Origin of the sequence: Trinickia sp. LjRoot230, assembly GCF_964253315.1 — a bacterium.
Taxonomy (GTDB): domain Bacteria; phylum Pseudomonadota; class Gammaproteobacteria; order Burkholderiales; family Burkholderiaceae; genus Trinickia.
The window spans coordinates 1,380,521-1,403,531 of the sequence record NZ_CAXUQX020000001.1 but is presented as its reverse complement, the minus strand read 5'-3'; the positions used below and the strand labels follow the sequence as shown (position 1 = coordinate 1,403,531).

Below are 23,011 nucleotides of genomic sequence, written 5' to 3'. Positions count from 1 at the left end.
CGCTCCAAGTAAATTTCGAAACTGGGTCCGCGTACGCGGCCTCAGTCCTGCGAACTGCCGGTCATACCCGAGCGAGCCTTGAAAAATGCCTCTTTGAGTACGTCGATATCGCCGACGTGATTCGCGAGCAACAAGATGAGCTTTGCATTTAGTGCATGACTATCGGCGTCGCTCAATCCCTGATGGGTATCGATGAGTTGCTCGTAGAACGCATCCATGTCCGCGATGTTGGGGTCCAAAATTAGATGGCTCATGGTCGTTCAACCGTTGAAAGTTGCATTGCAGGTAGCGCGGTCGACGGCCGCGGAGATCGATCGTACATCCAGCACGCGCCAGCGCGCGCACACGTGTTGATCGGGACGGAGCAGATAAAAAGTGCCCGGACGGGCGTCGAACCGACTGGTGACGAGGCCCTCGACGTCTCCCACGAGCGTCACGCCAGGCATGCCCGGTACTTGAGCGCCTTGTGGGATCACGATCAATGAGCGCACGCCAATGGGCAAACAAGCAAGCGCAGCGAAGTCTTCGGACGCCTTGGCGAGGTCCTCATCGAGACCGAGAAAATAAATGCCGGTGAATGCGCTGCTGGCGGTTTGGTTGAGAAGCCACGCTCGCTTGCCGTCGACCACTACCGGCGCGTCGTTGCAGACGGCGCCCGGGACCATCGAGCCGGAGAAGGCATCGGCCGGACCATCGGGAGTATTCAACGGCGAGTTGGACAGCACGGCGGGTACCGATAGCCTGCCGCTGTTGACAATGCGCCGCGCGAATGGACAGTCTTTCGCGAGCTTGAGCGCTGCGTCGCGGAACAATCGCGAGACTGCACTCTTCGGCGTGATGAAATCGGTGGCGCGCGTCGAGTTGAGAATGTTTTCGTCAGCGGCGAATTCGCGTTCGGACGCATAGGTGTCGAGCAACGCCGACGGTGCGTCGCCGTTGAGCACAAGGCGCAGCTTCCAGGCGAGATTGTCGGCATCCTGAACGCCGCTGTTCGCGCCGCGTGCGCCGAACGGCGACACGCCATGCGCTGAATCTCCGGCAAACAATACGCGACCATGACGAAACGAATCCATCCGCAAGCACGAGAAGGTGTAGACGCTTACCCACTCGAGCTCGAATTCCGCGTTTTCGCCGAGCAGCGCCTTAACGCGTGGAATCACTTTTTCAGTGGCTTTTTCTGCGATCGGATCGGCGTCCCAGCCCAGCTGGAAATCGATGCGCCATACATCGTCCGGCTGGCGATGCAGCAGCACAGACTGATTGCGGTGAAACGGCGGATCGAACCAGAACCAGCGCTCCGTGGGAAAGGCCACTTTCATCTTTACATCTGCGATCAGAAAGCGGTCCTTGAACGTGCGGCCATAACTGTCTAGGCCGAGCATCTTTCTCAGAGGACTTCGTGCGCCATCGGCTGCGACGACGTACTGCGCCCGCAGCGGATAGGTGCCATCCGGCGTTTCGATTTTCAGCTCGACGTACTCGTTGCACTGCGTCAGCCCGACTACGTTGCTCTTCCACCGAACCTGTATGTTGTTGCGCTCCATTGCGCGTTCCGCGAGGTAGCCCTCGACGTAATACTGCTGCAGGTTGATGAATGCCGGGCGAGCATGCCCCGCTTCCGGCAGCAAGTTGAACGTATAGATAAGCTCGTCCTGGAAGAACACCTTTCCAACGTTCCAACTCACGCCCTTCTCGACCATACGGTCCGCGCAACCCAAGCGATCGAATATCTCGAGCGTCCGCTTGGCGAAACAGATCGCACGCGAGCCGCTCGAGAGCGTGTCATCGTTGTCCACGAGGATCACGTTGACCCCCTGCTGCGAAAGATCAATCGCCGCCGATAGGCCGACCGGCCCCGCCCCAACTACCACCACCGGGTGCATTGGCTGGGTTGGGGTGTCGTGCTCAGCGGCTCGAACATAGTCGAACCGCAGTTTTTGGTAGTCGATCCCCATGGTGTCTCCCAGACGCTTAATTAATTTATAGCAAGTTACATTGCTATATGCTAATATTAGATCGGCACGACCGCCGCAGGGCATCTGTGTTTACCCTAGGAGCAGGGGAGGCAGGCGCAGTAAAAGGCCCGAAGCTGGGCAGCTTCCATAAGTGCGACGGCAAAGGCGGCCCGCGCGCCGACAGCCATGAAGGTCAAGGGGCTTAGTCGATTGCAGCAGATGCATGACTCGCAAGACCCGTTGCGCAATAGAAGCTCCCTACTCCCACCGCCCGCCGTCCTCAACCCGCTTAATCGATCGGTGTCCTGCACGGGCAAGCGACGCGTCTCACGCGGGCAAACTCCGTCACTTTTGGTTTTCTACCTTGGTGTCTCTCACGCAAGCCGCGCATGCAGGCAAGCGAAATACAGCGGCGTCGGGCAAAACGCGCCGCTAAACCAACGAGGAGACAAGCCCATGGTTATCCAAACATTCAGGATTGCAGGACAAGGAAATCAGGCATTCCCTTCCCTTCCCGCCGTTTGGGAGGCGTGATGCGCATAGGTTATGAAAACAAACTGCTCGCGATCCTATCGCTCAGCTTCGGCTTCGTATTCTTCGATCGGCTCGCACTGTCGTTCTTATTCCCATTAGTGTCGACCGAACTAAAACTGACGAATGCGCATTTAGGCGTGCTCTCGTCGGCGCTCTCGCTGACCTGGGCATTGTCCGGCGCGACACTTGGCGCTTGGTCGGACAAGCGGGCGTCGCGCAAGCCGGTTCTTATCCTGGTCGTGATCGCGTTCTCGGTGCTCTCTTCGCTATCGGGACTCGTGTCCGGCTTTCTGTCCCTGCTGCTCTTTCGCGCACTGATGGGTGTCGCAAAAGGCCCGGCACTGCCGATCTCACAATCACTGCTCGCGGAAGCGTCCACACCTGCCCGTCGCGGGTTGAACATGGGGATCGTCAATGGTTCGGCGCCCGGCCTGTTAGGTGCGGTAATCGGGCCGCCAGTGCTGGTCTGGTTGGCGACAACGCACGGCTGGCGCACCGCGTTCCTCGTTTCGATCGTGCCCGGCATCATGATCGCGATCCTGATCGCGCTGTTCGTGAAAGATTCACGCTCGCGCAGCAGCTATGGGAACGCCGGCCATGCTGCACATCAATCGCGTCCGAGCTGGGCAACTTTGTTGAAGAACCGCAACGTCGCCTTGTGTGTCGTGATCGCATGCTTCTACCTGACCTGGTTCGTCACGATCATCTCGTTCGCGCCGACCTTCCTGATTCAGTACCGCCATTTCTCCCCGCAGACGATGAGCTGCATCATGAGCATGCTCGGTTTCGCGTGGGTCGGCTGGGGCTTCATTGTCCCGGGGATTTCCGATCGCATCGGACGCAAGCCAGCGATGGTGATCTTTTCGTTGATCGCTGCCGTTTGCCCGCTGCTGATGGTCTATGTGCCGAATGCCAACACGATGGCCCCGCTCATCTTGTTGACCTATACCGGGCTCGGCTGCTTCACGCTATTTATGGCAACCATTCCTGCGGAAAGCGCCAATCCACGCGCAATCGCGACAGCACTCGGCTTGATCATGGGCGTCGGCGAACTAGTCGGAGGGTTTCTCTCGCCCACGATCGCCGGTTTCGCTGCCGATCACTACGGTATGCCGGTCGTGATGTGGATTTCAGCCGCTGGCGCACTCGTTCCCGCCTTGCTTTCCTGCTTCTTACGCGAAACGGCGCCCGTGCGCATCAGTCATCAGAGCGTGAGGCCCATGGCCAATGTGGACTGATTCGACCGCATGTCAACGCGCAAACACACAAAAATTTCAGCTACCAAAACGATACTGAGGAGTCACGCATGAAGTGGTTCACGTGGAGAGCGGCCTTCGCCGTCTCGCTGCTCGCGTGCGTTACGGGCAACGCCTTCGCCACCGAGGGCGGCGGCGATACCATCGGCGCTGGCGCGGAGGGGTTTCTTGCCGGCGCACTGCCACCGCCGGGATTCTATGGCGTCCTTTACTACAACTACTACCATGCCAGCCGCTTCAACGACAGCCACGGCAGTTCGGCCGTTCCGGGTTTCGATCTCAACGCGAATGTCGTGATTCCGCGCTTGTTGTACATGTCGAACGTCAAGGTGTTCGGCGGACGCTTGGGCGGATATGGTTTCGTCGCGTTCCCGGCGTTGAATGTTTATGCAGCGGGAACGCACGACAGCCGTGCAGGGCTTAGCGACACAGTCGCCGGCCCCTTGTTGCATTGGGGCGAAAGACAGCGTCTTTCATACCGTCGCGGCACTCGACATATCGCTTCCGACCGGAAGCTACGACAAAGACCGAGCGCTGAATCTCGGCAAGCATTATGCGTCGTTCCGTCCCATCATCGCGTTTATATGAACGCCTCCCGTTTGCGAAGGTTTTTCGTGTGTTGCGACTACGACAGGATGGGTTGCAGCTTTATATCCGGGCTTGTTGCAGCCCGATGCGCTGCGGCCCACCATGAAATCCGCTGACCCGCACCTCATTTCTCCGGCGAGCTTGAAGCTCGAGCGATGATTCAGGTTTAGCGAGTCCCGGTCCGACCTGTCTTGTCATTACATACGATTGCCAGCGCAACCTTTCGACGTGTCATCCTGTAAAAGTTGATCTTTCTGCGCGTCGTTCGCCATTCAAATCGGCTTCACGCTCACGTAACCTTTTTCATATGGCCGGTCATGTGCCAGGATTGCCCAGATCGTGCGGGCCATCTTGTTGGCCTGCGCCACGACCACTACATTCATCGGCCTGCGTGTCCTGATCTGCTCAAGCCACGGCCCCGGCTCCTTCGAGTGGAAGAGCACGCTGCGCGCACCGTGGATCAGCAGCTTGCGCAGATATGTATCGCCTCGCTTGCTGATGCCCAGCAACTGAACCTTGCCGCCCGACCCCGTTTGCCTCGGGACCAGCCCAATCCAGGCTGCGAACTCACGCCCGGATCTGAACGTCTTCGCGTCCCCCATCGTCGCGATCGCCGCAGTCGCCGTCAGCAGACCGACACCCGGTATCGCAACGATTGCCTTGCACGCCTTGTCCTCTTTCAGCCATGTCTGCAGGCGCCGTTCGATTTCGGCAATCTGCCGGTCCAGATCCGTCAAGCCGTTCCATTGCTCGCGCAGCGTGTCGATCAGAATCGTCGGCAGACGGTCCACCAGTCGCGCCAATACATCTGGTATCGCCTTGTCCAGCGCAGCTCGACCCTTGCCCATCACTTCACCGTATTCGGTCAGCAGGCCGCGCAGACTGTTGATCTGCATCGTGCGAAACTTCACCAGCTGTTCGCGCATCCGGTGCAGCCCCAGCACTGCCTGCTGCGTCTCGGTCTTCACCGCAACTGACTTGCCCGGTTGCTGCGCGGCCATCCAGATCGCTCGCGCATCAGCCGCATCATTCTTGTTACCCATCACGAACGCCTTGACGAACTTCGCCGGCATCAGCTTCACCTGGTGGCCCATCGCCGTGAGCTTGCGGGCCCAGTGCTGCGAACCGCCACACGCCTCCATCCCGACCAGGCACGGCGGCAGGTTCGCAAAATGCTCGAGAAACGCCGCCCGCTTTATCGGTTTGTTCACAATCTCGCCTGTCTCAGCGTCGATGTAATGGAGCTGGATCACGTTCTTTGCAATGTCCACACCAACTGTCGTAAGCTTCATTTCGGACCCTCCGGTTTGCCTGTGAAGACCTTGATGATCTTCCACCTTGGGCACTTCGATGCCGTCGGCCCGTGAGGGTCCACCCTCCTTCTTCGCTTCCACCTCTCACGGGTGGGAGGCGTTCATATCATTTCTCATATCTGCCTTCAAACGGCTTTGAGGCATCCGCGAAGGTGACTTACACGTTCAATACGAAGAACCACGCCACCGACTATCAATCAGGCCAGCTGTTCCACTTCGATTACTCGCTGAGCTATGCCGTGACACCGAAGGCAAATGTCGGCGTGAACGGCTACTTCATCAAGCAAACGACGAACGATACACAGGATGGCAGCGTCGTCGACGGCGACGGCTTTCGTGGTCAGGCGCTCGCGATCGGCCCTGCGTTTCGCTATCAGTTCTCCAAAGCGGCCATTGAGTTCCGCGTGCTCAAAGAATTCGCAGTGCGAAACCGGCCCGAGGGAACATCGATCTGGATGAAGACCGTCTTTCCGCTCTAACGCCCCCTTGCGCGGCCGGTGCCATCGCGGCCGCGCCTCATCTGCCCTCTCTTTTGCAGGAACAACCTTCGTGGCAATCGATTTCACGTTGAGCGGCGCGCAGGAAGCACTACGCGCCGAAGCACGGGCCTTCGCGCATACAGTACTGAGCGGCGTGCCCGATCTACTCCGGCCGTGTACGTCGGCCGAGGAGCGGTTCGCCGCAACTCGCCCCGCCTACGAGGAGCTGGTGCGGCGCGGTTTCCTGCGCAAGCTGATCCCCGTGCCAGTCGGCGGCGACTGCATGAGCCTTGTCGACATGGCCGTAATCGTCGAGGAGTTTCATGCCGTTGACGTGAATGTGTCGCTTACCGCGCTCGCGACGGTGCTGGGCCTGACGCCGGTGATCCTCGCCGGCACGCCGAAGCAGCAGCGGACTTTGCTAGCCCCGTTCCTGCTGCAAAGCGGCGCGCCGCTGGCGGCCTTCGCTTTCAGCGAACCGGGCGGGAGCGCGAACTTCGCCGCACCGGCTCCCGCCGAAAGCATGCGTACGGTCGCTCGCCGCGATGGCTCGCAATGGCGCATCACTGGGACCAAGCACTGGGTGTCGAGCGCGAGCGGCTGGGACAAGCTCGGCGCGGACCTGATAACGGTCGCCTGCAGGACGTCGAGCACCGACGGCGCTGAGAACTTTTCGGTATTTGCCGCGCAACCGCGCGGCACCCGCGGATTTCATCACGAGCGCACGTATGAAACCATGGGCCATCGCGGACATCAAACGCCGCGGTTCCGCTTCGACAGCCTCGAGGTGTCCGGCGACGCGAGAGCTGTGCGCTCACGATCGGCCTTGCGTGCATCAATGGGATCGACGCCCTCGGCTAACATCTTCCGGCAGGCAGCGGTAGGCCATGGGAGAAGCTTGACTGGCGGAGAGACGGGGATTCGAACCCCGGATAGGTTATTAACCTATACACGCTTTCCAGGCGTGCGACTTAAACCGCTCATCCATCTCTCCGAGAACCGCGGATTATAGCAAACTTCGCGCGCTGCAAAGCAGCAACTTTCCGCGCGAGCCCCTACGGATGCCTGATGTAATCCACCAGCGCGCGCGTATAAGCATCAGGTTTCTTATCGAAGAGACTCGCCACAATCGTCGCCGCAAAGCCCGCCGGCACACCAAAAACGCCGGAGCTGATCGGCTCGATGCCGAACCACCGCGGTCCCGCCACGCCCGTCAACCGCGCAAAATACGGATGCGTCGAGACGATGTAGTAGACGCATACCCCGAGCCCCGCCACCATACCCGCCACCGCACCGCGCTTCGTTGCCCGCTTCCAGAAGACACCCAGCACGAGCACCGGAAAAAGGCTCGACGCAGCCAACGAAAACGCCGCCCCCACCAAAAACAAAATGTTCCCTGTGTTGAGCGAAGCCACATACGACGCAAGCAACGCCACGCCCAACAGCAAAATCTTCGAGATCGTCACGCGTCGCTGACTCGTCGCGGCTGGATCGACCATGTGGTAATAAAAATCGTGCGAAAGCGCATTCGCAATAGTCAACAACAAACCATCCGCTGTCGAAAGCGCAGCCGCCAGCGCCCCCGCCGCAACAAGGCCCGATATCGTATAAGGCAACCCGGCAATTTCCGGTGCCGCAAGCACGACCATGTCCGGCTGCATTTGGATTTCCGACCATCGAATAATGCCTTCGCCGTTGGCGTCGACAATGCTCATCATCACCGGATTGACGCGATTCCATTGCACTACCCACGTCGGCCAATCAGCGAACAAGTGCCCCACGAGATGCGTCATCACCTCATATTTGATGAGCACCGCCAGCACCGGCACACTCAGGTAAAAAAGCGCGATAAAAAAGAGCGTCCACCCGACCGAGCGCCGCGCGGACGCCACCGAACTCGTCGTGTTGTAACGCACGAGAATATGCGGCAGGCTCGCGGTGCCCAACGACAGACAGAGCAGCAACGACAAGAAATTGCGCTCGTGTATGCGTCGCTCGTCATCGCTCGCAGCGGAAAACGGCGCTTGCATCGGCACCGGGTCGGTTGCGCGCGCAAGCAAATCGTTGCGGGCACGCGTCCACATAACGCGTGCCGCGGCCGTATCACGTGGAAACGCGGCCAGCATGGCCTCATGCTCGTGCACTTCGCGCAACGGCCCGTTGCGGCGCCGCAACTCGTCAAGCTCACGCGTCAGACGCGCTTTCTCGTCGACATACGAACGTGGAAGCGCCGCGATCTGCGCATCGATTTGCGCCGCACGCTCGCGATACCGTGCCCGCACGCTGCGCTCTTCACGCGCATCGCGCACCTGCAACTCGAGCGTTTCCATCCGCGCCATCAGTCGACCGTACGTGGCCTGCGGTATGAGCCCGAGCCCGTCCTTATACGCAATCATCGAAACAGGGACAAGCAGCGCGCCGATCATGATCACGTATTGCGCCACCTGCGTCCATGTGACGGCCCGCATCCCGCCCAGAAACGAGCACACCAGAATACCGGCCAACCCGCAAGCAATACCGATCGCGAAATCGACACCGATAAAGCGCGTGGCGATCAACCCTACGCCTTGAATCTGAGCGACGAGATAAACGAACGAACAAAGGATCGCCGACACCGCGGCAATACCCCGCACAAGGTTGCTCGAAAACCGCGTACCGAGAAAGTCGGGAATGGTGTAGCGCGCCAGCTTGCGCACATACGGCGCGAGCAAAAATGCGACGAGGCAAAAGCCTCCGGTCCAGCCCATCAAGTAAGCAAGGCTGTCATAGCCAGTCGCGTACAGCGAGCCCGCGAGGCCAATGAACGAGGCCGCCGATAACCAATCCGCAGCTGTGGCCATGCCATTGAAAAAAGCCGGAACACGACGCCCCGCCACGTAATATTCGACGACGTCCGAGGTCCGGGAGATCAAGCCGATCACCGCATAGACCGCGATCGGCAGGAACAGGAACACATAGCCGATCCACGCGCCCGCGCCGAACGCGCGCTCGATGCGCCACATCAGATAAACGAAGACGGCGAGGCCGAGTGTGTAGATCGCGTACGCCCGCGTGAGACGCGTAACGAGCTTCACAATACGTGCTCGCGCGACAAATCGGTTGCCGCGGCGCGCCGCAATGCGCGGTCAGCCAAAGTCATCAATGCAATGTAGATAACGATCAAAGCGAGGTAGATCAAGACAGCGCCTTGCGCTCCGAGATAAAACGGCAAGCTGAAACCGGCAAAGTGAACATTGGCCAAGTCGCGCGCAAAAAGCGGCACGACGAACGATACGCAAAAACCGATCACCATCAACACGCCAATCAACACGAGATTGAAACGCCAGTAACGACGATGCGCGAGCGCCATCGCGCACGATACCGGCGGCGGCTCGGGCAACGGTGACACAGGCGGATCGGAAAGGTGCGGCGCAACCATGCGCCTATGTATCAAAAAGGCGCGGCGCGGACAATCGGGGTTATCCGCGCCGCCCATTTGCTGAGTCTCTCTGCGCTCTCAACGCACCTCGCTGAGCTGATCGAGAATAGCGGGGTTTTCGAGCGTGGAGACGTCTTGCGTAATCGCCTCGCCTTTGGCCAGCGAGCGCAGCAACCGCCGCATGATCTTGCCCGAGCGCGTTTTCGGCAGATTCTCGCCAAAACGGATATCGCGCGGCTTGGCGATCGGCCCGATCTCCTTGCCCACCCAGGCGCGCAGCTCGTTGGCCAGTTTCACCGCCTCTTCGCCTTCCGGACGCGTGCGCTTGAGCACCACGAACGCCACCACCGCCTCGCCCGTCGTCTCGTCGGGCCGCCCCACCACCGCCGCCTCCGCCACCAACGGGTTCGAGACCAGCGCCGATTCGATCTCCATCGTCCCCAAGCGGTGCCCCGACACGTTCAACACGTCGTCGATGCGGCCCATGATCGTGAAGTAGCCCGTGTCCTTGTCGCGCACCGCGCCGTCGCCCGCCAGATAGAGCCGACCGCCCAACTCGTCGGGAAAGTAGCTCTTCTTGTAGCGCTCCGGGTCGCCCCAGATCGTGCGGATCATCGCGGGCCACGGCCGCTTGACGACTAAAATGCCGCCCTGCCCGTGCGGCACGTCCTGCCCGGTCTCGTCGACAATCGCCGCCTCGATGCCCGGCAGCGGCAGCGTGCACGAGCCCGGCACCAGCGGCGTGGCGCCCGGCAGCGGCGTGATCATGTGCCCGCCCGTCTCCGTTTGCCACCAGGTGTCGATGACCGGACAACGCGACCCGCCCACGTTCTCGTGATACCAGACCCACGCCTCGGGGTTGATCGGCTCGCCCACCGTGCCAATTACGCGCAACGTCGACAAGTCGTAGCGTTTCGGATGAACCTGCGGGTTAGCATCGGCAAGCTTGATCAGCGAGCGGATGGCCGTGGGCGCCGTATAGAAAATGCTCACCTTGTGCTTGGCGATCATCTGCCAGAAACGCCCGCCGTCCGGGTAGGTCGGCACGCCTTCGAACATGACCTGTGTCGCGCCGCACGCGAGCGGCCCGTACGCGATGTAAGTGTGGCCCGTCACCCAGCCGATGTCGGCCGTGCACCAGAATACGTCCGCGGGCTTGCAGTCGAACGTCCACTTCATCGTCTGCGCGGCCCACAGCAAATAGCCGCCCGTGCTGTGCTGCACGCCCTTGGGCTTGCCCGTGGAGCCCGACGTGTAGAGCACGAACAGCGGATGCTCGGCGCTCACCCACTCGGGCTCGCACGTGTCGGCCTCACCCTGCGTGATCTCGTGCAGCCACACATCGCGCCCGGCTTGCCACTGCACCGCGCCGCCCGTGCGCCGATAGACAATCATGCTCTTGACCGCCTCGCACCCGCCCAGACTCAGCGCTTCGTCGGCAATGCTCTTGAGCGGCAATGCTTTGCCGCCGCGCATTTGCTCGTCGGCCGTGATGAGCGCCACGGCGCCCACATCGACGAGCCGCTCGTTGAGCGACTTCGACGAGAAGCCGCCGAACACCACCGAGTGCGTGGCGCCAATGCGCGCGCACGCTTGCATCGCCACCACGCCTTCGACCGACATCGGCATGTAGATGACCACGCGGTCGCCCTTGCCCACACCGCGCGCTCTCAATGCATTGGCCAGCCGGCACACGCGCTGCAGCAGCTCGCGATAGCTGACCGACGTAACGGTGCCGTCATCGGCTTCGAAAATGATCGCTGCTTTGTCGGCATGACCATTGGCCACTTGGCGATCGAGGCAGTTATACGACGCGTTCAGCTCGCCGTCTTCGAACCAGCGGTAAAACGGCGCGTTCGACTCGTCGAGCACCTTCGTGAACGGCTGGTGCCAGCTCAGCGTCTCGCGAGCGAGCTTCGCCCAGAAACCTTCGTAGTCGCGCGCCGCGTGCTCGACCAGCGCGCGGTACGCGTCCATGCCCGAAATCGTCGCGTTGGCCACAAGCTCAGCGGGCGGCGCGAATACGCGCTTTTCGTGAAGAACAGATTCAATCGCAGACATCGACCACTCCCTTATCGACAAACATAACAACCTGATCCCGGCGCCCGCGCAAGCCAATGATAGCCAGGCGCCCCGCTCGGCGAATGCGGCGGCGCAACACACCGAACACACAGCTGCGCTCATCAGCGCGAGATGCAACGCCCCCCAGAATATTCCCTGCACCGTCCATGCCGCAACTCGCCATCGCACAGACCGCGGGAATGTACGGGTAAGCGCGTTTGGTTTACGCGCCCGCCAGCGCCCCCCTACAATGCCGGCTGAACCTCCATTCGCCACTCCATGAATCGATACGCTTGGTTTCTCATTGCCGCCATGTTGCTTGTCGGCAGCAACGTCGGCATAGGAAAGTCGATTGTCGCTTTTGTTCCCGTGCCACTCTTTGCCCTTTTGCGCTTTGTCATTGCGCTCGCCGTACTCTGGCCGCTTTTTCGCATCGGCAAAATGCGCCAAGTCACAGGCGGCGAATGGCTCAATCTCTTCTTGCAGGCACTATTCGGCACATTCGGGTTCACATTGCTGATGCTGGGCGGCGTCGCGCGCACGAGCGCGGTCGCGGCGGGCGTGATCACGAGCACGATTCCGGCGGTGGTCGCGCTCTTCGCGTGGATCTTTCTCGGCGAACGACCCGGGACCCGCGCGCTCGCATCGATTGCGCTCGCGATAACGGGCATCGTCGTGGTCAACCTTTCGCAAGCCAGCGCAGCGTCGGGTTCGATGTCGGCCACCGGCTCGCTCGCCGGCAATCTGATGGTGCTGGGCGCGGTATGCTGCGAATCGCTTTACGTGATCCTGTCTCGCCGGCTCACGCAGACACTCGCCCCCATCGACATCTGCGCCTACACGCATCTTTTCGGCCTGCTGCTGATGCTGCCGCTCGGTGCCGGCATGCTTGCGCATTTCGACTATGCGAGCGTGCCGGCCGACGTCTGGGCGCTGCTCTTATGGTACGGGCTGTCTGCCAGCATTTTTTCGTTCTGGCTCTGGATGAAAGGCATTCGCCATGTGCACGGTAGCCTCGCCGGCGTGTTCAGCGCCGTGCTGCCGATCGCCGCGGCCGCCTACGGCATGCTTTTTCTCGACGAGCGTCCGACGTTCGCGCATGGCATCGCGCTCGCCTGCGTCATCACCGGCATTGCGCTGGCGAGCGTCAAGACCAAGCGCGTGCCGCCCGTCGCCTCCTGAGCGCCCACGCGACGAGCAAAGCGGCGCGGCCACGGTGTACTGCTGGCGCGGTACAATAACGCGTTTTTTTGCGTACCGGTTTCTGCCTTCTTGGCGCCCCGGTTCCGCCGATTCGACAAGCCGCTCCGTCCCCACAGCATCCAAGCCATGACAGTCATCAAACAGGAAGACCTGATCCACAGCATCGCCGATGCGCTGCAATACATCAGCTACTACCACCCGCTCGATTACATTCAGGCCCTCGGCCGCGCATATGAACTCGAAGCAAGCCCGGCAGCGAAAGACGCCATCGCGCAAATCCTGACGAACAGCCGCATGTGCGCGGAGGGCCACCGACCGATCTGCCAGGATACGGGCATCGTCACGGTGTTCGTAAAAGTGGGCATGGACGTGCGCTGGGGCAGCGCAAGCGGCGCGGCAACCATGGGCGTCACCGACATGATCAACGAAGGCGTGCGCCGCGGTTACCTGAACCCGGACAACGTGCTGCGCGCCTCGATCGTCAATCCCCCCGAAGGCGCACGCAAGAACACGAAAGACAACACGCCCGCCGTGATCCACTACGAGATCGTGCCGGGCGACAAAATCGACATCCAAGTGGCCGCGAAAGGCGGCGGCTCGGAAAATAAATCGAAGTTTGCAATGCTGAACCCGTCCGACTCGATCGTCGATTGGGTGCTCAAGACAGTGCCGACGATGGGCGCGGGCTGGTGTCCGCCCGGCATGCTCGGCATCGGCATCGGCGGCACGGCGGAAAAGGCGATGGTGATGGCCAAGGAATCGCTGATGGATTCCATCGATATCCAGGAAATCATCGCGCGCGGCCCACGCGACTGGATCGAAGAATTGCGCATCGAGCTTCACGAGAAGGTCAACGCGCTCGGCATCGGCGCGCAAGGCTTGGGCGGTCTCGCTACCGTGCTCGACGTGAAAATCATGGCTGCGCCCACGCACGCCGCCTCCAAGCCGATCGCGATCATTCCGAACTGCGCGGCAACCCGCCACGTACATTTCACGCTCGACGGATCGGGCCCCGCCAAGCTCGAGGCCCCGTCACTCGATGCCTGGCCGAAAGTGCAGTGGGTCGCCAATACGGAAACGAGCAAGCGCGTCGATTTGAATACGCTCACGGCCGCCGAAGTCGCGAGTTGGAAGCCGGGGCAAACGTTGCTGCTCTCGGGCAAGATGCTCACCGGTCGCGATGCGGCGCATAAACGGATCGCCGATATGCTCGCGAAGGGCGAAACGTTGCCGGTCGACTTCACGAATCGCGTGATCTATTACGTTGGGCCGGTTGATCCGGTGCGCGACGAAGTGGTAGGCCCGGCCGGCCCGACAACCGCCACCCGCATGGACAAGTTCACCGAGACGATGCTCGCTCAAACCGGGCTCATCTCGATGGTCGGCAAAGCCGAGCGCGGTCCAGTGGCGATCGAAGCGATCAAGAAGCATCGGGCGGCCTACCTGATGGCGGTGGGCGGTGCAGCCTACCTCGTCTCGAAAGCGATTCGCGGTGCGAAGGTGCTCGCGTTCGAAGACCTCGGCATGGAAGCCATCTACGAGTTCGACGTGCTCGACATGCCGGTGACGGTCGCCGTCGATTCGACGGGCACTTCGGTGCATGAAACAGGGCCGAAGGCGTGGCGTGCGAAGATCGGCAAGCTGCCGATCGTGCCCGCGTAACGCATGCGGTTCGCCACGCGCTGACGGCACCACAAATCTTGGCTTTTGCGGTGCCAGCGATTATCGTTGCCACACCGAGGCCCCCACAACACAGGACATCTCATGCAAAGCGATCCCAAGGTCATCGAATACCTGAACCAGCAGCTGAAGAACGAGTTGACGGCGATCAATCAATACTTCCTGCATGCGCGGATGTACAAGCACTGGGGGCTCGAAAAGCTCGGCAAGCATGAATACGATGAATCGATCGGCGAAATGAAACACGCTGACCTGCTGATCGAGCGCGTTTTCATGCTCGACGGTCTGCCGAATCTGCAAGATCTCCACAAGTTGCTGATCGGCGAAGAGACTCGCGAAATCCTCGAATGCGATTTGAAGCTCGAGCAAGGCTCGCAAGCGACGTGCAAAGAAGCCATTGCCTACTGCGAATCGGTGCGCGACTTCGTTTCGCGCGGCATCTTCGAGACGATTCTCGACGACACCGAAGAGCACATCGACTGGCTCGAGACGCAACTCGACCTGATCGATAAAGTCGGCATCCAGAATTATCAGCAATCGGCAATGGGCTCGACCGGGTCCTGACACGGGCGGTTCCACTCTCGCGCGCTTGGCTCATCCCATGACGACGAACCATCACGCTGCAGCGGCGACCGACGCTGCCAGCGCACCGGTCGGCATCTTCGATTCCGGCTTGGGCGGCTTGTCCGTGCTGCGCGCGGTGCGTGCGCAATTGCCGAACGAGGCACTCCTTTACGCAGCGGATTCGGCACACGCACCCTACGGGCCACGCGACAACGCGTTCATCATCGAGCGGACACTTACGGTTGGCGAATGGCTGGTTTCGGAAGGCGTGAAGGTGCTCGTCGTCGCGTGTAATACGGCGACCGCCGGGTCGATCGCCGTCTTGCGCGACCAACTGCCGATTCCGGTCATTGGCGTCGAGCCGGGCATCAAGCCCGCCGCGCTGCAATCGAAAACGCGTGTCGCCGGCGTCCTCGCCACCCAAGCCACGTTGGGCAGTGAGCGGTTCCGGCAATTACTGGCACGCCACGCCGCCGATTGCCAATTCATTTGCCAACCGGGGCACGGCCTCGTGGACGCCATCGAGCGCTGCGACATCGACTCACCCGAAGTGATCGCCCTGCTGACGCGCTACATCGAACCGATGCTCGAAGCCGGTGCTGACACGCTCGTGCTCGGCTGCACGCATTACCCGTTTCTCGATGCCGCCATTCGGCGCATCGCAGGCGACCGACTCGCACTCGTCGATACGAGCGTGGCCATCGCCCGACAACTCGAACGGGTGCTCGACACGAACGGGCTGCACGCACCGACCTTCGCCACGCCCGCCGCTTTGCGGCTCTGCTCGACAAACGAGGGCACGCATCTGCGCCAATTGGTCAGCGCACTGCTCGGGCTAGAGTTGCCCGTCGAACGGATCGTCGCAAAACCGTGCTCGCCTGCTCCGCCGCGCCCGCCGGAAGCGGCCTGAGCACCGCGCCCCGCGAGGCGCTCAACGAAATCGCACCCACCCCATTTGTTTGTTACAAAAAACGCGACGATTCCCTTGCCAACGACGCAGAACGAAATGATAATAGTTCGCATTAACGTTAGCTATCGCATTAGTCATGATCGTCTGCGTCTGCAAATCCGTTTCTGACCGGAAAATCCGAGCCGCCATCGCGGACGGCGCCGATTCGTTCGACGAACTCCAATTCGAACTGGGTGTCACCACGTGCTGCGGCAGGTGCGAAGCATCGGTGCGGGAAGTTATGGCGCAATGCGGTGTCTGCGAAACGCACTGCGGTGTCGAACGCTCGGCGCCTCTGCATCCGGTGGAAATCACGTTTTACGAACGCAAGGCCGCCTGAGCGTTGTCGCATTGCCGGTTAGCGGTCGGCGCTCCCCCGTCATTTTGGTCTGCAAGCCAGTCTCGCAATCAGCCAGCAGCCACTCGTTTTCCCAACAAGGGTTCGAGATGGAATTGCTTATCGGTTTTATGGCGACGCTGTGTATTTCCTTATTGATCTTCCGTTCATGAAGTGGGAATGTTTCGGCCTTTCCCATTGACGCAACGGTGTCCGGTCACGGCAACATGCAGCCCTCGTTCAACGCCCCGTCAGATAGCACAGCGTCAATACCATTGTTCATGCGTGCGCGAGTCGTCTCGACGATCGGCGTGGTGGCTTTGCTTCACGCTGCGCTGATCGTTTCGTTCATGCGCGTGAACGAGCGGCCATCACCACCGTTGGCGCTCGAATCGCCCGTCATCCGAGCGCAGTTATTGAGCGCGGCCCCGGCCACGACCGCCCCGGCAGCGCTGAAGTCTTTGGAAACGCCGCCCGCACCTGCACCGGTGCCAAAGCTGGCAACAAAGAAAAAAGGTCAGCCACACCCGCCAGTCGCCGCCCAGCAGCCTGCAGCGCCCGCGCCGCAGGCTGCGGCGCCTGCCGCCAATCCAATGCCCGCGCAAACGGCAGCACCTGACGCCGCGTCGTCAAAGCCGAATCAAGCGGCCAATTCGGCAGACAATCGTCAGCCGGCGCAAGCAGCTACACCGTCAGAAGGACGTGAAACGCTCGCCATCAGCGCGCCGAAGAACGTTCGCCATATCGACTGCCGCATCGTCAAGCCGGAATACCCGGCGTTGTCGCGCCGCCGCGGCGAGGCCGGAACAGCCGAAATCAAGTTCGTGATCGGATTGACGGGAGCCGTCGAAAGCATCGCACTCGCGAAGAGCAGCGGTTATGCGCGGCTCGATGACGCAGCGCTCGCCGCCATGCGCGCAAGCGCGTGTCAGCCCTATATCGAGGATGGCGCACCTGTGCGCGCCGCCTACACGCAACCGTTCGCGTTTGCGCTCGACGACTAATCATCCGCAAGGAAAACGAGGAAACCAATGCAGAGCTATGGTGTGGCCCACGTTTGGGCACAAGGCGATATCGTCACACGCAGCATTGCCGTTGCGCTTTTGATGATGTCGCTTCTGTCGTGGAGCGTGATGCTCGTGAAGAGCTGGAACGTCGTGCGGCTTCGCTATCTGACGAAGCACGCCGAACGCGATTTCTGGCACTCCGATGATTTGGCAAGCGGCATCGACAAGCTCGGCGCATCGTCGAAGGCCCCCCATGACAATCCGTTTCTCGCGCTGGCCGTGTCCGCGCAGGAAGCGGCCGATCACCACAGGGAAACACGTCCGCATTTGCACGATCAACTCGACGTCTCGGAGTGGATATCGCGTTGCCTCAAGGACACGATGGACAACCGCGTGGCGCAACTGCAAAGCGGCCTCGGCGTGCTTGCGTCGATCGGATCGACTGCACCGTTCGTCGGGCTCGCGGGCACGGTCTGGAGCATTCATCGCGCGTTGCTCTCGATTGGCGCAAGCGGCGCCTCATCGATCGACCAGATCGCCGGCCCCATTGGCGAGGCGCTGATCATGACCGCATTCGGCCTCGTTGTCGCCATTCCCGCCGTGCTCGGGTACAACGCGCTCACGCGCTCGAACAAGGCCATCGTCGGCGGCCTGCGCCGATTTACGCACAGCTTGCATGCTTATTTCGTCACGGGCGCACGCCTCGGGTCGTCCGGCAGCGGCGGTTTGCGGCTTGCCGCGCGCTCGCATTGATGCACGGGGCGACACATGACAATGCAAGCTTTCGAGGATGACGACGACGAGCTGATGACCGAGATCAACATGACGCCGTTCATCGACGTCATGCTGGTACTGCTGATCGTGTTTCTGGTCGCCATCCCTGCGATTCATCATGCGATCAAAATCGATCTTCCTCGCGTGGGGACGAACGCCGGCACGTCGGCGCAAATACCGGCCCATGCGAATGTCTCGATACGCGCAGATGGCACTTTGCTTTGGAACGATGCGCCGGTCACACAACAAGCGCTTGCCGAGCAAATTCGAGCCGCGGCAAACAGCGATCCTCAAACCGAACTGCATCTCGAAGCTGACCGGCTGGTACCGTACGAGCGCGTGGCCGAAGTGATGTCGATGGCACAAGCGGGCGGCCTGACGAGAATCGGCTTTATCACCGTGCCGAAGCGAAAGTAGCGTTGGGAGGTGCACACAAATAAAAAAAGGCCCCCATCGACGATGAGGGCCTTTTTGATGCGCACGCGGCGCCTTCGGGCAGCGGGCTCGTTCGCCATCGGGGCAACGAGAGCACCGCATGCGACAGCCGTGTTCTCCACGGACAGCGCGTTTGTGCCCTATCCGGCTTGCTATAAGAGCAGCCGAGCATTTCCGCACCGGACACTCCGGCACGAAGGGATTTCAATATAGGCTTCGTCGCCGACCCGTTCAAGCGAACGGTCATAGAAAGTACTGATCGTCGGCGACGTTTAAATGACAAAAGCGATGTTGGGCTGCGCAAACGAGTTCAGTCGGCCACGGCCGCCGCCTGGGCGGCAAGGACTTGCTCGCGAGTCGGGCATTCGCGCGGAGGATGTTTATCCGGGCCCAGCACCTCGACGAGATAGTCGACAAACGCGCGCACCGCAGGCGCCATACCCTGCCTCGAAATGAATACCGCGAAAAGCTGCGGCGTCGGCAATGTCCAGCCTGGCATGACCGGTGACAGTTGCCCTGTTCGCATGGCAGCGCCATACATCATGACGGGCAGCACGGCAATCCCGACACCGGCAAGCACTGCTTCGCGTATCGTCGTTAGATCGGCCGTCACGACGCGAGGCTCGTGTTCGTGGATATAGTGCTGACCATCGGGCGCGATCAGATGAAAGAGATGGCGGCCATCGCGACTCGGCGTGTCCAACGTTTGGAAGCGCGCGAGATCGGCAGGAACCACCGGCGGCGCATGTTGGCTCAATAGGCTCGGCGCGCCGACGAGCAACTGTTCGGTGCGCCACAGTGGCCGCGCGACGATATTCGCGCTATCGGGCGGTTCGGAGCGCACGCGCAACGCAACGTCCACCGAATCTTCATAGAGATCGATGACGCGGTTCGTCACACGAATCGATACCTGCACCTCGGGGTAACGCAACAGGAATTCGGGGAGGATGTCGGTCAATATCGTCTGCGAGACCGTGACAGGCACGCTGACGCGTACGGTGCCGCGCGGCGACGAGCGCAACTCCTGCACCGCGTTCATCGCTGCCTGGGCTTCGGACAGCATGGACTGGCAATGCTGATAGAACAATTGCCCCGCTTCGGTGAGGGCGAGCTTGCGAGTCGAGCGTTGCAGCAAACGCACCCCAAGCGCTGCTTCGAGTTCGGCCACGCGCCGCGACAGCCGCGACTTCGAAATGCCAAGCTTGCGCTCGGCTGCGGAGAACCCGCCGTGTTCGACGACGTGCGCGAAATACATCAGGTCGTTCAGATTGTGCGAATCGAGCTGCATCTCATTGTTCCACGGGTGAGACGATCCATTGCTCCGAACCGGGGTGGAATAGAGAGGACCGCTTCATATAATAGCCGCATGCAAACAATCCGATGCACATCCCCCAACGCCCAAGGTAGGCAGCATGTCCACGATCGGCAGCACCATCCGCAGCATCAAATTCACGATTCCTGCCGCCCGCACCACCGAGGGCGGCGGCTTCGTCGTCCATCGTCCTTTCCCGACCCGCGTGCTGATGGATTTCGATCCCTTCTTGCTGCTCGACGAGATGGGTCCTGTCGATTACGCACCGGGCGAAGCGAAAGGCGCGCCCGATCACCCGCACCGCGGCTTCGAAACGGTGACATATCTGCTCGAAGGACGTTTTAGCCATCGCGATTCCGCAGGCCATTCGGGTGTGCTGCGTCCGGGCGACGTTCAGTGGATGACGGCCGGCGCCGGTGTCGTCCATAGCGAGATGCCAGACCCCGAATTCGCACGCGAGGGCGGTCGTGTGCACGGGCTCCAGCTATGGGTGAACCTGCCGCGTCAGGACAAGATGATCGCGCCGCGTTACCAGGAAATCGCATCGGAGCACATTCCGATCGGGGTCTCCGATGACGGGAAGGTACGCGTTAAAGTCATCGCGGGCGAGGCGCTCGGCGCCAAGGCCGTAATCGAAACGCGCACAGCCATCCTGTTCCAGCACTTTTCGATCGAACCGGGCGGCTCGATCATCCATTCAGTGCCAACCAATTTTCGCGTATTTGCCTATCCCCTTTCGGGCACCGGCCGATTTGGCGTAACGAAGCAGGCGGTTACGGCGCAGCAGATGATTGCGTTCGATAACGATGGCGACGCCGTCATGCTGGCAGCCGCCGAAACACCGCTCGAGGTGCTGTTGATCGGTGGCATGCCGCTGAACGAGCCGATTGTCCGGCACGGCCCTTTCGTCATGAATACAGAAGACGAAATCCGGCAAGCGGTCCTCGACTATCAAGCCGGCCGCATGGGTCGCGTAAGCCCGGAGTCGCACTAGACGGTCACCTGACGCTCGCACACGTGCTGCGCGAGCGCCGGCGAATTGCGTCACAATAACCGCTCGTGCCGACGGCCGCCGTGTCATCGGCACTGATCGGCTTTCGCCGCAGCGCCCTCTCGATCGATCCTGGAGCCTTCAATATGAGCGAACGCACCGTGCATGCAACAAGCGGCGCAACGAATTATCAAGTCTTGTTCGACGACGGTGCCCACTTGTGGCATGCGGACGAGCCTACCGTGCTGGGCGGCGGCGATCGCGGGCCGACACCGGACTCGCTGCTGCTTTCCGGGCTCGGCGCATGCACGTCGATTACATTGAAAATGTATGCGCAGCGTAAAGGCTGGCCGCTCGAGCACGTGAGCGTCACGCTTTCGCTCGAAGCGACGCCTGAAGGCTCGACGATCCAACGCGCGATCGTTCTTGAAGGTCCTCTTTCGGACGAACAGCGCGAGCGGCTGCTGCAAATCGCCATTGCGTGCCCGGTTCACAAGATTCTGACGCGTCCGATCGGCATCAATACCAGCCTCGCCGCGCTCGCGCCTTCGATCCCGAACGCTTCCGAAGCGTGAATGCCTGAATGCCTGAAAGGAAGGACTTGTTTTGAATTTTGAACATCTCATTCAGATCAACGACCCGCTCAACCCGCTCGTGGAAACGCTGACCCCGGAACAACTCTGGGAGGGGCTCGTTTTGCGCGCCGAGCAACCGCAGCTCTTCGTCATTGGCCTCGACAGTTGCACCATCCTTTCGCGAACCGATCACACGCTGGAGCGCGAACTCCATTACGGGTCGGCGACCGTTCGAGATCGGGTGACGCTGACGCCGCACAAGAGTGTGCGCTACGACATCCACGCGACCGAAGCGCACGTCGGCGGTTCGCTGACGATGACGATCGAACAGCCCGACGAGGTGCAGCTCTTCTTACGCTTTGAGTATGCGACGACGCTGCCCAGCGCCGATACGGAAGACGCGAGACAGACCACCGAAATCGTCAAATCGGCTTATCGCGAGGCCGATATCGATACAGTGCGCCTCATTCGCCAATATGCGGCCAACCCCGATAAGCCTGGGGCTTTGCATTAACGGGCGCGCTCGCCTCACTGCCGTTTCGGGCATATGGGTGTGTCTTCGGCTTCGGCCAGATTTCGCGCGAGATTTCAGGAATGATGAATACGTTTTCATTCCCTTCTCGGATTTGTTCGCTATGTCGAGACTCACTCCTGTTCGAAGCGAAGGTGTCCGGCCGCAGCCAACGCAACCCGACGCCAATCGAAGGCTGGAGCATGCAGTGGCGTCGCCCGCCGCGCAGGCGCCGCTTCCGCCGCAACTCGCGCAACTGAGCGAGCGCTCAGCGCCACATTTGACAGGTACGCCGAGCCGCATCGCCATGCAAGGTTCTGCGAACGTCCGTATTCCGGATGCGGCGACGCGTTCTAACGGCGACGTCGCAGGCGCCGTGCGAATGTTTGCTAAAGGTAACGGTAAAGGTAGCGACGGAAACGAGCCAGCCGGACGGTTTTCCAAGGAATACAACATTCCGCCCAAGCACGCGTCCGACATCGAGGATAAGGACTCGCGGGTGAACAGATCGGCAGAGCAGATAGCGGACACCCAACCCTGGAACCCTCCCGGGTCACAAAGCCTCGCGCTGCTTCCACGCGATTGGCGCTCGCGGCTCGCCGCACGAGTCATCACACTGCGGAACACGCTCGAACTCGAACTACCGCTGGCGCGGATTCGGCAATTGTTGTCGAGGCTCATCAGGGAAGTCGATTTCGGGTAGCGCCTGCCCCGTGACGCGCCGCCTATCGGCGCTCAATCTCGATCAAAATCTTTTTTACAATCGATAATGATTCTCATTTATTATTCCTTCCATCGAATCGAAACCCCCATGCGCCAATGAGTGAGTTCAACCGCCCGTCCACTTTGACTTTGCGAGGCTCCATGCACAATGTGCCGCGTCACCTGATCTCGGGCACGCCTCAGCCGCAAATGACCGATGGAGGACAAAACCGCGAGCCGCGCATCGTGCGCAGCGATGCGCTGTTGCAAGGGCAAACGCATGTGCTGATTGCACATAATGGCGAGACATACCAGTTGCGCGCCACGCGCCTTGGCAAGCTGATCCTGACGAAGTAAGACCGAGTAT

Annotated in this window: 23 protein-coding genes, 1 tRNA gene and 1 pseudogene; 17 read left to right on the top strand and 8 right to left on the bottom strand. The window is 60.8% G+C overall.

What is annotated here, in order from left to right; all coding sequences use genetic code 11:
- Nucleotides 1-41: 41 nt before the first annotated feature.
- Together ACSQ20_RS06590 and ACSQ20_RS06585 are read right to left on the bottom strand one after the other, a co-directional pair.
- Entirely contained in the window at nt 42-254 is a 213-nt protein-coding gene (locus tag ACSQ20_RS06590; protein WP_436018357.1) for a DUF2783 domain-containing protein, read from the bottom strand.
- Between the two features lie 6 nt (nt 255-260).
- Entirely contained in the window at nt 261-1,955 is a 1,695-nt protein-coding gene (locus ACSQ20_RS06585; RefSeq protein ID WP_436018356.1) for an FAD-dependent oxidoreductase, read from the bottom strand.
- 533 nt (nt 1,956-2,488) lie between these two features.
- On the opposite strand from ACSQ20_RS06585, the gene ACSQ20_RS06580 reads away from it, so the two are divergent.
- Both ACSQ20_RS06580 and ACSQ20_RS06575 read left to right on the top strand, forming a co-directional pair.
- Nucleotides 2,489-3,727, top strand: a complete 1,239-nt coding sequence (locus tag ACSQ20_RS06580; RefSeq protein ID WP_436022951.1) for an MFS transporter — start codon at nt 2,489-2,491, stop codon at nt 3,725-3,727.
- Nucleotides 3,728-3,795: 68 nt separating this feature from the next.
- Nucleotides 3,796-4,449 carry a SphA family protein gene (locus ACSQ20_RS06575; protein ID WP_436018355.1) on the top strand — a complete coding sequence of 218 codons (654 nt, stop codon included), beginning with the start codon at nt 3,796-3,798 and terminating at the stop codon, nt 4,447-4,449.
- Between the two features lie 156 nt (nt 4,450-4,605).
- Here the strand turns inward: ACSQ20_RS06575 and ACSQ20_RS06570 are convergent, their stop codons facing one another.
- On the bottom strand, nt 4,606-5,625 hold the full coding sequence (locus ACSQ20_RS06570; RefSeq protein WP_436018354.1) for an IS110 family transposase: 1,020 nt from the start codon (nt 5,623-5,625) through the stop codon (nt 4,606-4,608).
- 71 nt (nt 5,626-5,696) lie between these two features.
- On the opposite strand from ACSQ20_RS06570, the gene ACSQ20_RS06565 reads away from it, so the two are divergent.
- A complete protein-coding gene (locus tag ACSQ20_RS06565; protein WP_436018353.1) occupies nt 5,697-6,125 on the top strand; it encodes a SphA family protein in 429 nt (142 codons plus the stop codon).
- Nucleotides 6,126-6,195: 70 nt separating this feature from the next.
- A pseudogene (locus tag ACSQ20_RS06560) lies at nt 6,196-6,894 on the top strand (acyl-CoA dehydrogenase family protein); the annotation flags it as partial.
- Nucleotides 6,895-7,028: 134 nt separating this feature from the next.
- Here ACSQ20_RS06560 and ACSQ20_RS06555 read toward each other — a convergent pair.
- The 4 genes from ACSQ20_RS06555 to acs all read right to left on the bottom strand — a co-directional run bounded on the left by ACSQ20_RS06555 (nt 7,029) and on the right by acs (nt 11,604).
- Nucleotides 7,029-7,119 (bottom strand) — tRNA-Ser (locus ACSQ20_RS06555).
- A 61-nt stretch (nt 7,120-7,180) separates the two neighbouring features.
- Nucleotides 7,181-9,199 (bottom strand): sodium:solute symporter family protein, encoded by a 2,019-nt coding sequence (locus tag ACSQ20_RS06550; RefSeq protein WP_436018352.1) that lies wholly within the window; start codon nt 9,197-9,199, stop codon nt 7,181-7,183.
- Complete coding sequence (locus ACSQ20_RS06545) at nt 9,196-9,543, bottom strand: DUF4212 domain-containing protein (RefSeq protein ID WP_436018351.1); 348 nt, start codon at nt 9,541-9,543, stop codon at nt 9,196-9,198. Before ACSQ20_RS06545 ends, ACSQ20_RS06550 begins: the two co-directional genes overlap by 4 nt.
- 78 nt (nt 9,544-9,621) lie before the next feature.
- Nucleotides 9,622-11,604: an acetate--CoA ligase gene (acs, locus tag ACSQ20_RS06540; RefSeq protein ID WP_436018350.1), complete on the bottom strand. Its 1,983-nt coding sequence runs from the start codon at nt 11,602-11,604 to the stop codon at nt 9,622-9,624.
- Between the two features lie 279 nt (nt 11,605-11,883).
- Here acs and ACSQ20_RS06535 point away from each other — a divergent pair, with 279 nt between their 5' ends.
- The 8 genes from ACSQ20_RS06535 to ACSQ20_RS06500 all read left to right on the top strand — a co-directional run bounded on the left by ACSQ20_RS06535 (nt 11,884) and on the right by ACSQ20_RS06500 (nt 18,535).
- Nucleotides 11,884-12,786 carry a DMT family transporter gene (locus ACSQ20_RS06535; protein ID WP_436018349.1) on the top strand — a complete coding sequence of 301 codons (903 nt, stop codon included), beginning with the start codon at nt 11,884-11,886 and terminating at the stop codon, nt 12,784-12,786.
- Between the two features lie 147 nt (nt 12,787-12,933).
- Complete coding sequence (locus ACSQ20_RS06530; protein ID WP_436018348.1) at nt 12,934-14,469, top strand: fumarate hydratase; 1,536 nt, start codon at nt 12,934-12,936, stop codon at nt 14,467-14,469.
- A 102-nt stretch (nt 14,470-14,571) separates the two neighbouring features.
- Nucleotides 14,572-15,051, top strand: a complete 480-nt coding sequence (gene bfr / locus ACSQ20_RS06525; RefSeq protein ID WP_436018347.1) for a bacterioferritin — start codon at nt 14,572-14,574, stop codon at nt 15,049-15,051.
- A 37-nt stretch (nt 15,052-15,088) separates the two neighbouring features.
- On the top strand, nt 15,089-15,961 hold the full coding sequence (murI, locus tag ACSQ20_RS06520; protein WP_436018346.1) for a glutamate racemase: 873 nt from the start codon (nt 15,089-15,091) through the stop codon (nt 15,959-15,961).
- Between the two features lie 136 nt (nt 15,962-16,097).
- Nucleotides 16,098-16,340 carry a (2Fe-2S)-binding protein gene (locus ACSQ20_RS06515; RefSeq protein WP_436018345.1) on the top strand — a complete coding sequence of 81 codons (243 nt, stop codon included), beginning with the start codon at nt 16,098-16,100 and terminating at the stop codon, nt 16,338-16,340.
- A gap of 278 nt (nt 16,341-16,618) precedes the next feature.
- A complete protein-coding gene (locus ACSQ20_RS06510) occupies nt 16,619-17,341 on the top strand; it encodes a TonB family protein (protein ID WP_436018344.1) in 723 nt (240 codons plus the stop codon).
- A gap of 27 nt (nt 17,342-17,368) precedes the next feature.
- The gene (locus ACSQ20_RS06505) at nt 17,369-18,097 is read left to right on the top strand and encodes a MotA/TolQ/ExbB proton channel family protein (protein ID WP_436018343.1); all 729 of its coding nucleotides are present in this window, start codon (nt 17,369-17,371) and stop codon (nt 18,095-18,097) included.
- Nucleotides 18,098-18,112: 15 nt separating this feature from the next.
- On the top strand, nt 18,113-18,535 hold the full coding sequence (locus tag ACSQ20_RS06500) for an ExbD/TolR family protein (RefSeq protein ID WP_436018342.1): 423 nt from the start codon (nt 18,113-18,115) through the stop codon (nt 18,533-18,535).
- Between the two features lie 328 nt (nt 18,536-18,863).
- Here ACSQ20_RS06500 and ACSQ20_RS06495 read toward each other — a convergent pair whose 3' ends face one another.
- A complete protein-coding gene (locus ACSQ20_RS06495) occupies nt 18,864-19,841 on the bottom strand; it encodes a LysR family transcriptional regulator (protein ID WP_436018341.1) in 978 nt (325 codons plus the stop codon).
- 124 nt (nt 19,842-19,965) lie between these two features.
- Between ACSQ20_RS06495 and ACSQ20_RS06490 the strand changes: the two genes are divergently transcribed.
- The 5 genes from ACSQ20_RS06490 to hemP all read left to right on the top strand — a co-directional run bounded on the left by ACSQ20_RS06490 (nt 19,966) and on the right by hemP (nt 23,001).
- Nucleotides 19,966-20,859, top strand: a complete 894-nt coding sequence (locus ACSQ20_RS06490; RefSeq protein WP_436018340.1) for a pirin family protein — start codon at nt 19,966-19,968, stop codon at nt 20,857-20,859.
- Between the two features lie 143 nt (nt 20,860-21,002).
- Complete coding sequence (locus ACSQ20_RS06485; RefSeq protein WP_436018339.1) at nt 21,003-21,431, top strand: OsmC family protein; 429 nt, start codon at nt 21,003-21,005, stop codon at nt 21,429-21,431.
- A 31-nt stretch (nt 21,432-21,462) separates the two neighbouring features.
- Nucleotides 21,463-21,945, top strand: a complete 483-nt coding sequence (locus tag ACSQ20_RS06480) for an SRPBCC family protein (protein ID WP_436018338.1) — start codon at nt 21,463-21,465, stop codon at nt 21,943-21,945.
- 121 nt (nt 21,946-22,066) lie between these two features.
- Nucleotides 22,067-22,645 (top strand): hypothetical protein, encoded by a 579-nt coding sequence (locus ACSQ20_RS06475; protein ID WP_436018337.1) that lies wholly within the window; start codon nt 22,067-22,069, stop codon nt 22,643-22,645.
- Nucleotides 22,646-22,806: 161 nt separating this feature from the next.
- The gene (gene hemP / locus ACSQ20_RS06470; protein ID WP_436018336.1) at nt 22,807-23,001 is read left to right on the top strand and encodes a hemin uptake protein HemP; all 195 of its coding nucleotides are present in this window, start codon (nt 22,807-22,809) and stop codon (nt 22,999-23,001) included.
- Nucleotides 23,002-23,011: the final 10 nt, after the last annotated feature.

Excerpts from the sequence above, each read along its gene's own strand:
- ACSQ20_RS06575 (WP_436018355.1), top strand. The coding sequence starts at position 3,796 with ATGAAGTGGTTCACGTGGAGAGCGGCCTTCGCCGTCTCGCTGCTCGCG.
- ACSQ20_RS06585 (WP_436018356.1), bottom strand. The coding sequence starts at position 1,955 with ATGGGGATCGACTACCAAAAACTGCGGTTCGACTATGTTCGAGCCGCT.
- ACSQ20_RS06495 (WP_436018341.1), bottom strand. The coding sequence starts at position 19,841 with ATGCAGCTCGATTCGCACAATCTGAACGACCTGATGTATTTCGCGCAC.
- ACSQ20_RS06510 (WP_436018344.1), top strand. The coding sequence starts at position 16,619 with ATGCGTGCGCGAGTCGTCTCGACGATCGGCGTGGTGGCTTTGCTTCAC.
- ACSQ20_RS06500 (WP_436018342.1), top strand. The coding sequence starts at position 18,113 with ATGACAATGCAAGCTTTCGAGGATGACGACGACGAGCTGATGACCGAG.
- bfr (WP_436018347.1), top strand. The coding sequence starts at position 14,572 with ATGCAAAGCGATCCCAAGGTCATCGAATACCTGAACCAGCAGCTGAAG.
- ACSQ20_RS06475 (WP_436018337.1), top strand. The coding sequence starts at position 22,067 with ATGTCGAGACTCACTCCTGTTCGAAGCGAAGGTGTCCGGCCGCAGCCA.
- ACSQ20_RS06535 (WP_436018349.1), top strand. The coding sequence starts at position 11,884 with ATGAATCGATACGCTTGGTTTCTCATTGCCGCCATGTTGCTTGTCGGC.
- ACSQ20_RS06505 (WP_436018343.1), top strand. The coding sequence starts at position 17,369 with ATGCAGAGCTATGGTGTGGCCCACGTTTGGGCACAAGGCGATATCGTC.
- acs (WP_436018350.1), bottom strand. The coding sequence starts at position 11,604 with ATGTCTGCGATTGAATCTGTTCTTCACGAAAAGCGCGTATTCGCGCCG.
- murI (WP_436018346.1), top strand. The coding sequence starts at position 15,089 with ATGACGACGAACCATCACGCTGCAGCGGCGACCGACGCTGCCAGCGCA.
- hemP (WP_436018336.1), top strand. The coding sequence starts at position 22,807 with ATGCACAATGTGCCGCGTCACCTGATCTCGGGCACGCCTCAGCCGCAA.
- ACSQ20_RS06485 (WP_436018339.1), top strand. The coding sequence starts at position 21,003 with ATGAGCGAACGCACCGTGCATGCAACAAGCGGCGCAACGAATTATCAA.
- ACSQ20_RS06490 (WP_436018340.1), top strand. The coding sequence starts at position 19,966 with ATGTCCACGATCGGCAGCACCATCCGCAGCATCAAATTCACGATTCCT.
- ACSQ20_RS06580 (WP_436022951.1), top strand. The coding sequence starts at position 2,489 with ATGCGCATAGGTTATGAAAACAAACTGCTCGCGATCCTATCGCTCAGC.
- ACSQ20_RS06515 (WP_436018345.1), top strand. The coding sequence starts at position 16,098 with ATGATCGTCTGCGTCTGCAAATCCGTTTCTGACCGGAAAATCCGAGCC.
- ACSQ20_RS06570 (WP_436018354.1), bottom strand. The coding sequence starts at position 5,625 with ATGAAGCTTACGACAGTTGGTGTGGACATTGCAAAGAACGTGATCCAG.
- ACSQ20_RS06590 (WP_436018357.1), bottom strand. The coding sequence starts at position 254 with ATGAGCCATCTAATTTTGGACCCCAACATCGCGGACATGGATGCGTTC.
- ACSQ20_RS06545 (WP_436018351.1), bottom strand. The coding sequence starts at position 9,543 with ATGGTTGCGCCGCACCTTTCCGATCCGCCTGTGTCACCGTTGCCCGAG.
- ACSQ20_RS06530 (WP_436018348.1), top strand. The coding sequence starts at position 12,934 with ATGACAGTCATCAAACAGGAAGACCTGATCCACAGCATCGCCGATGCG.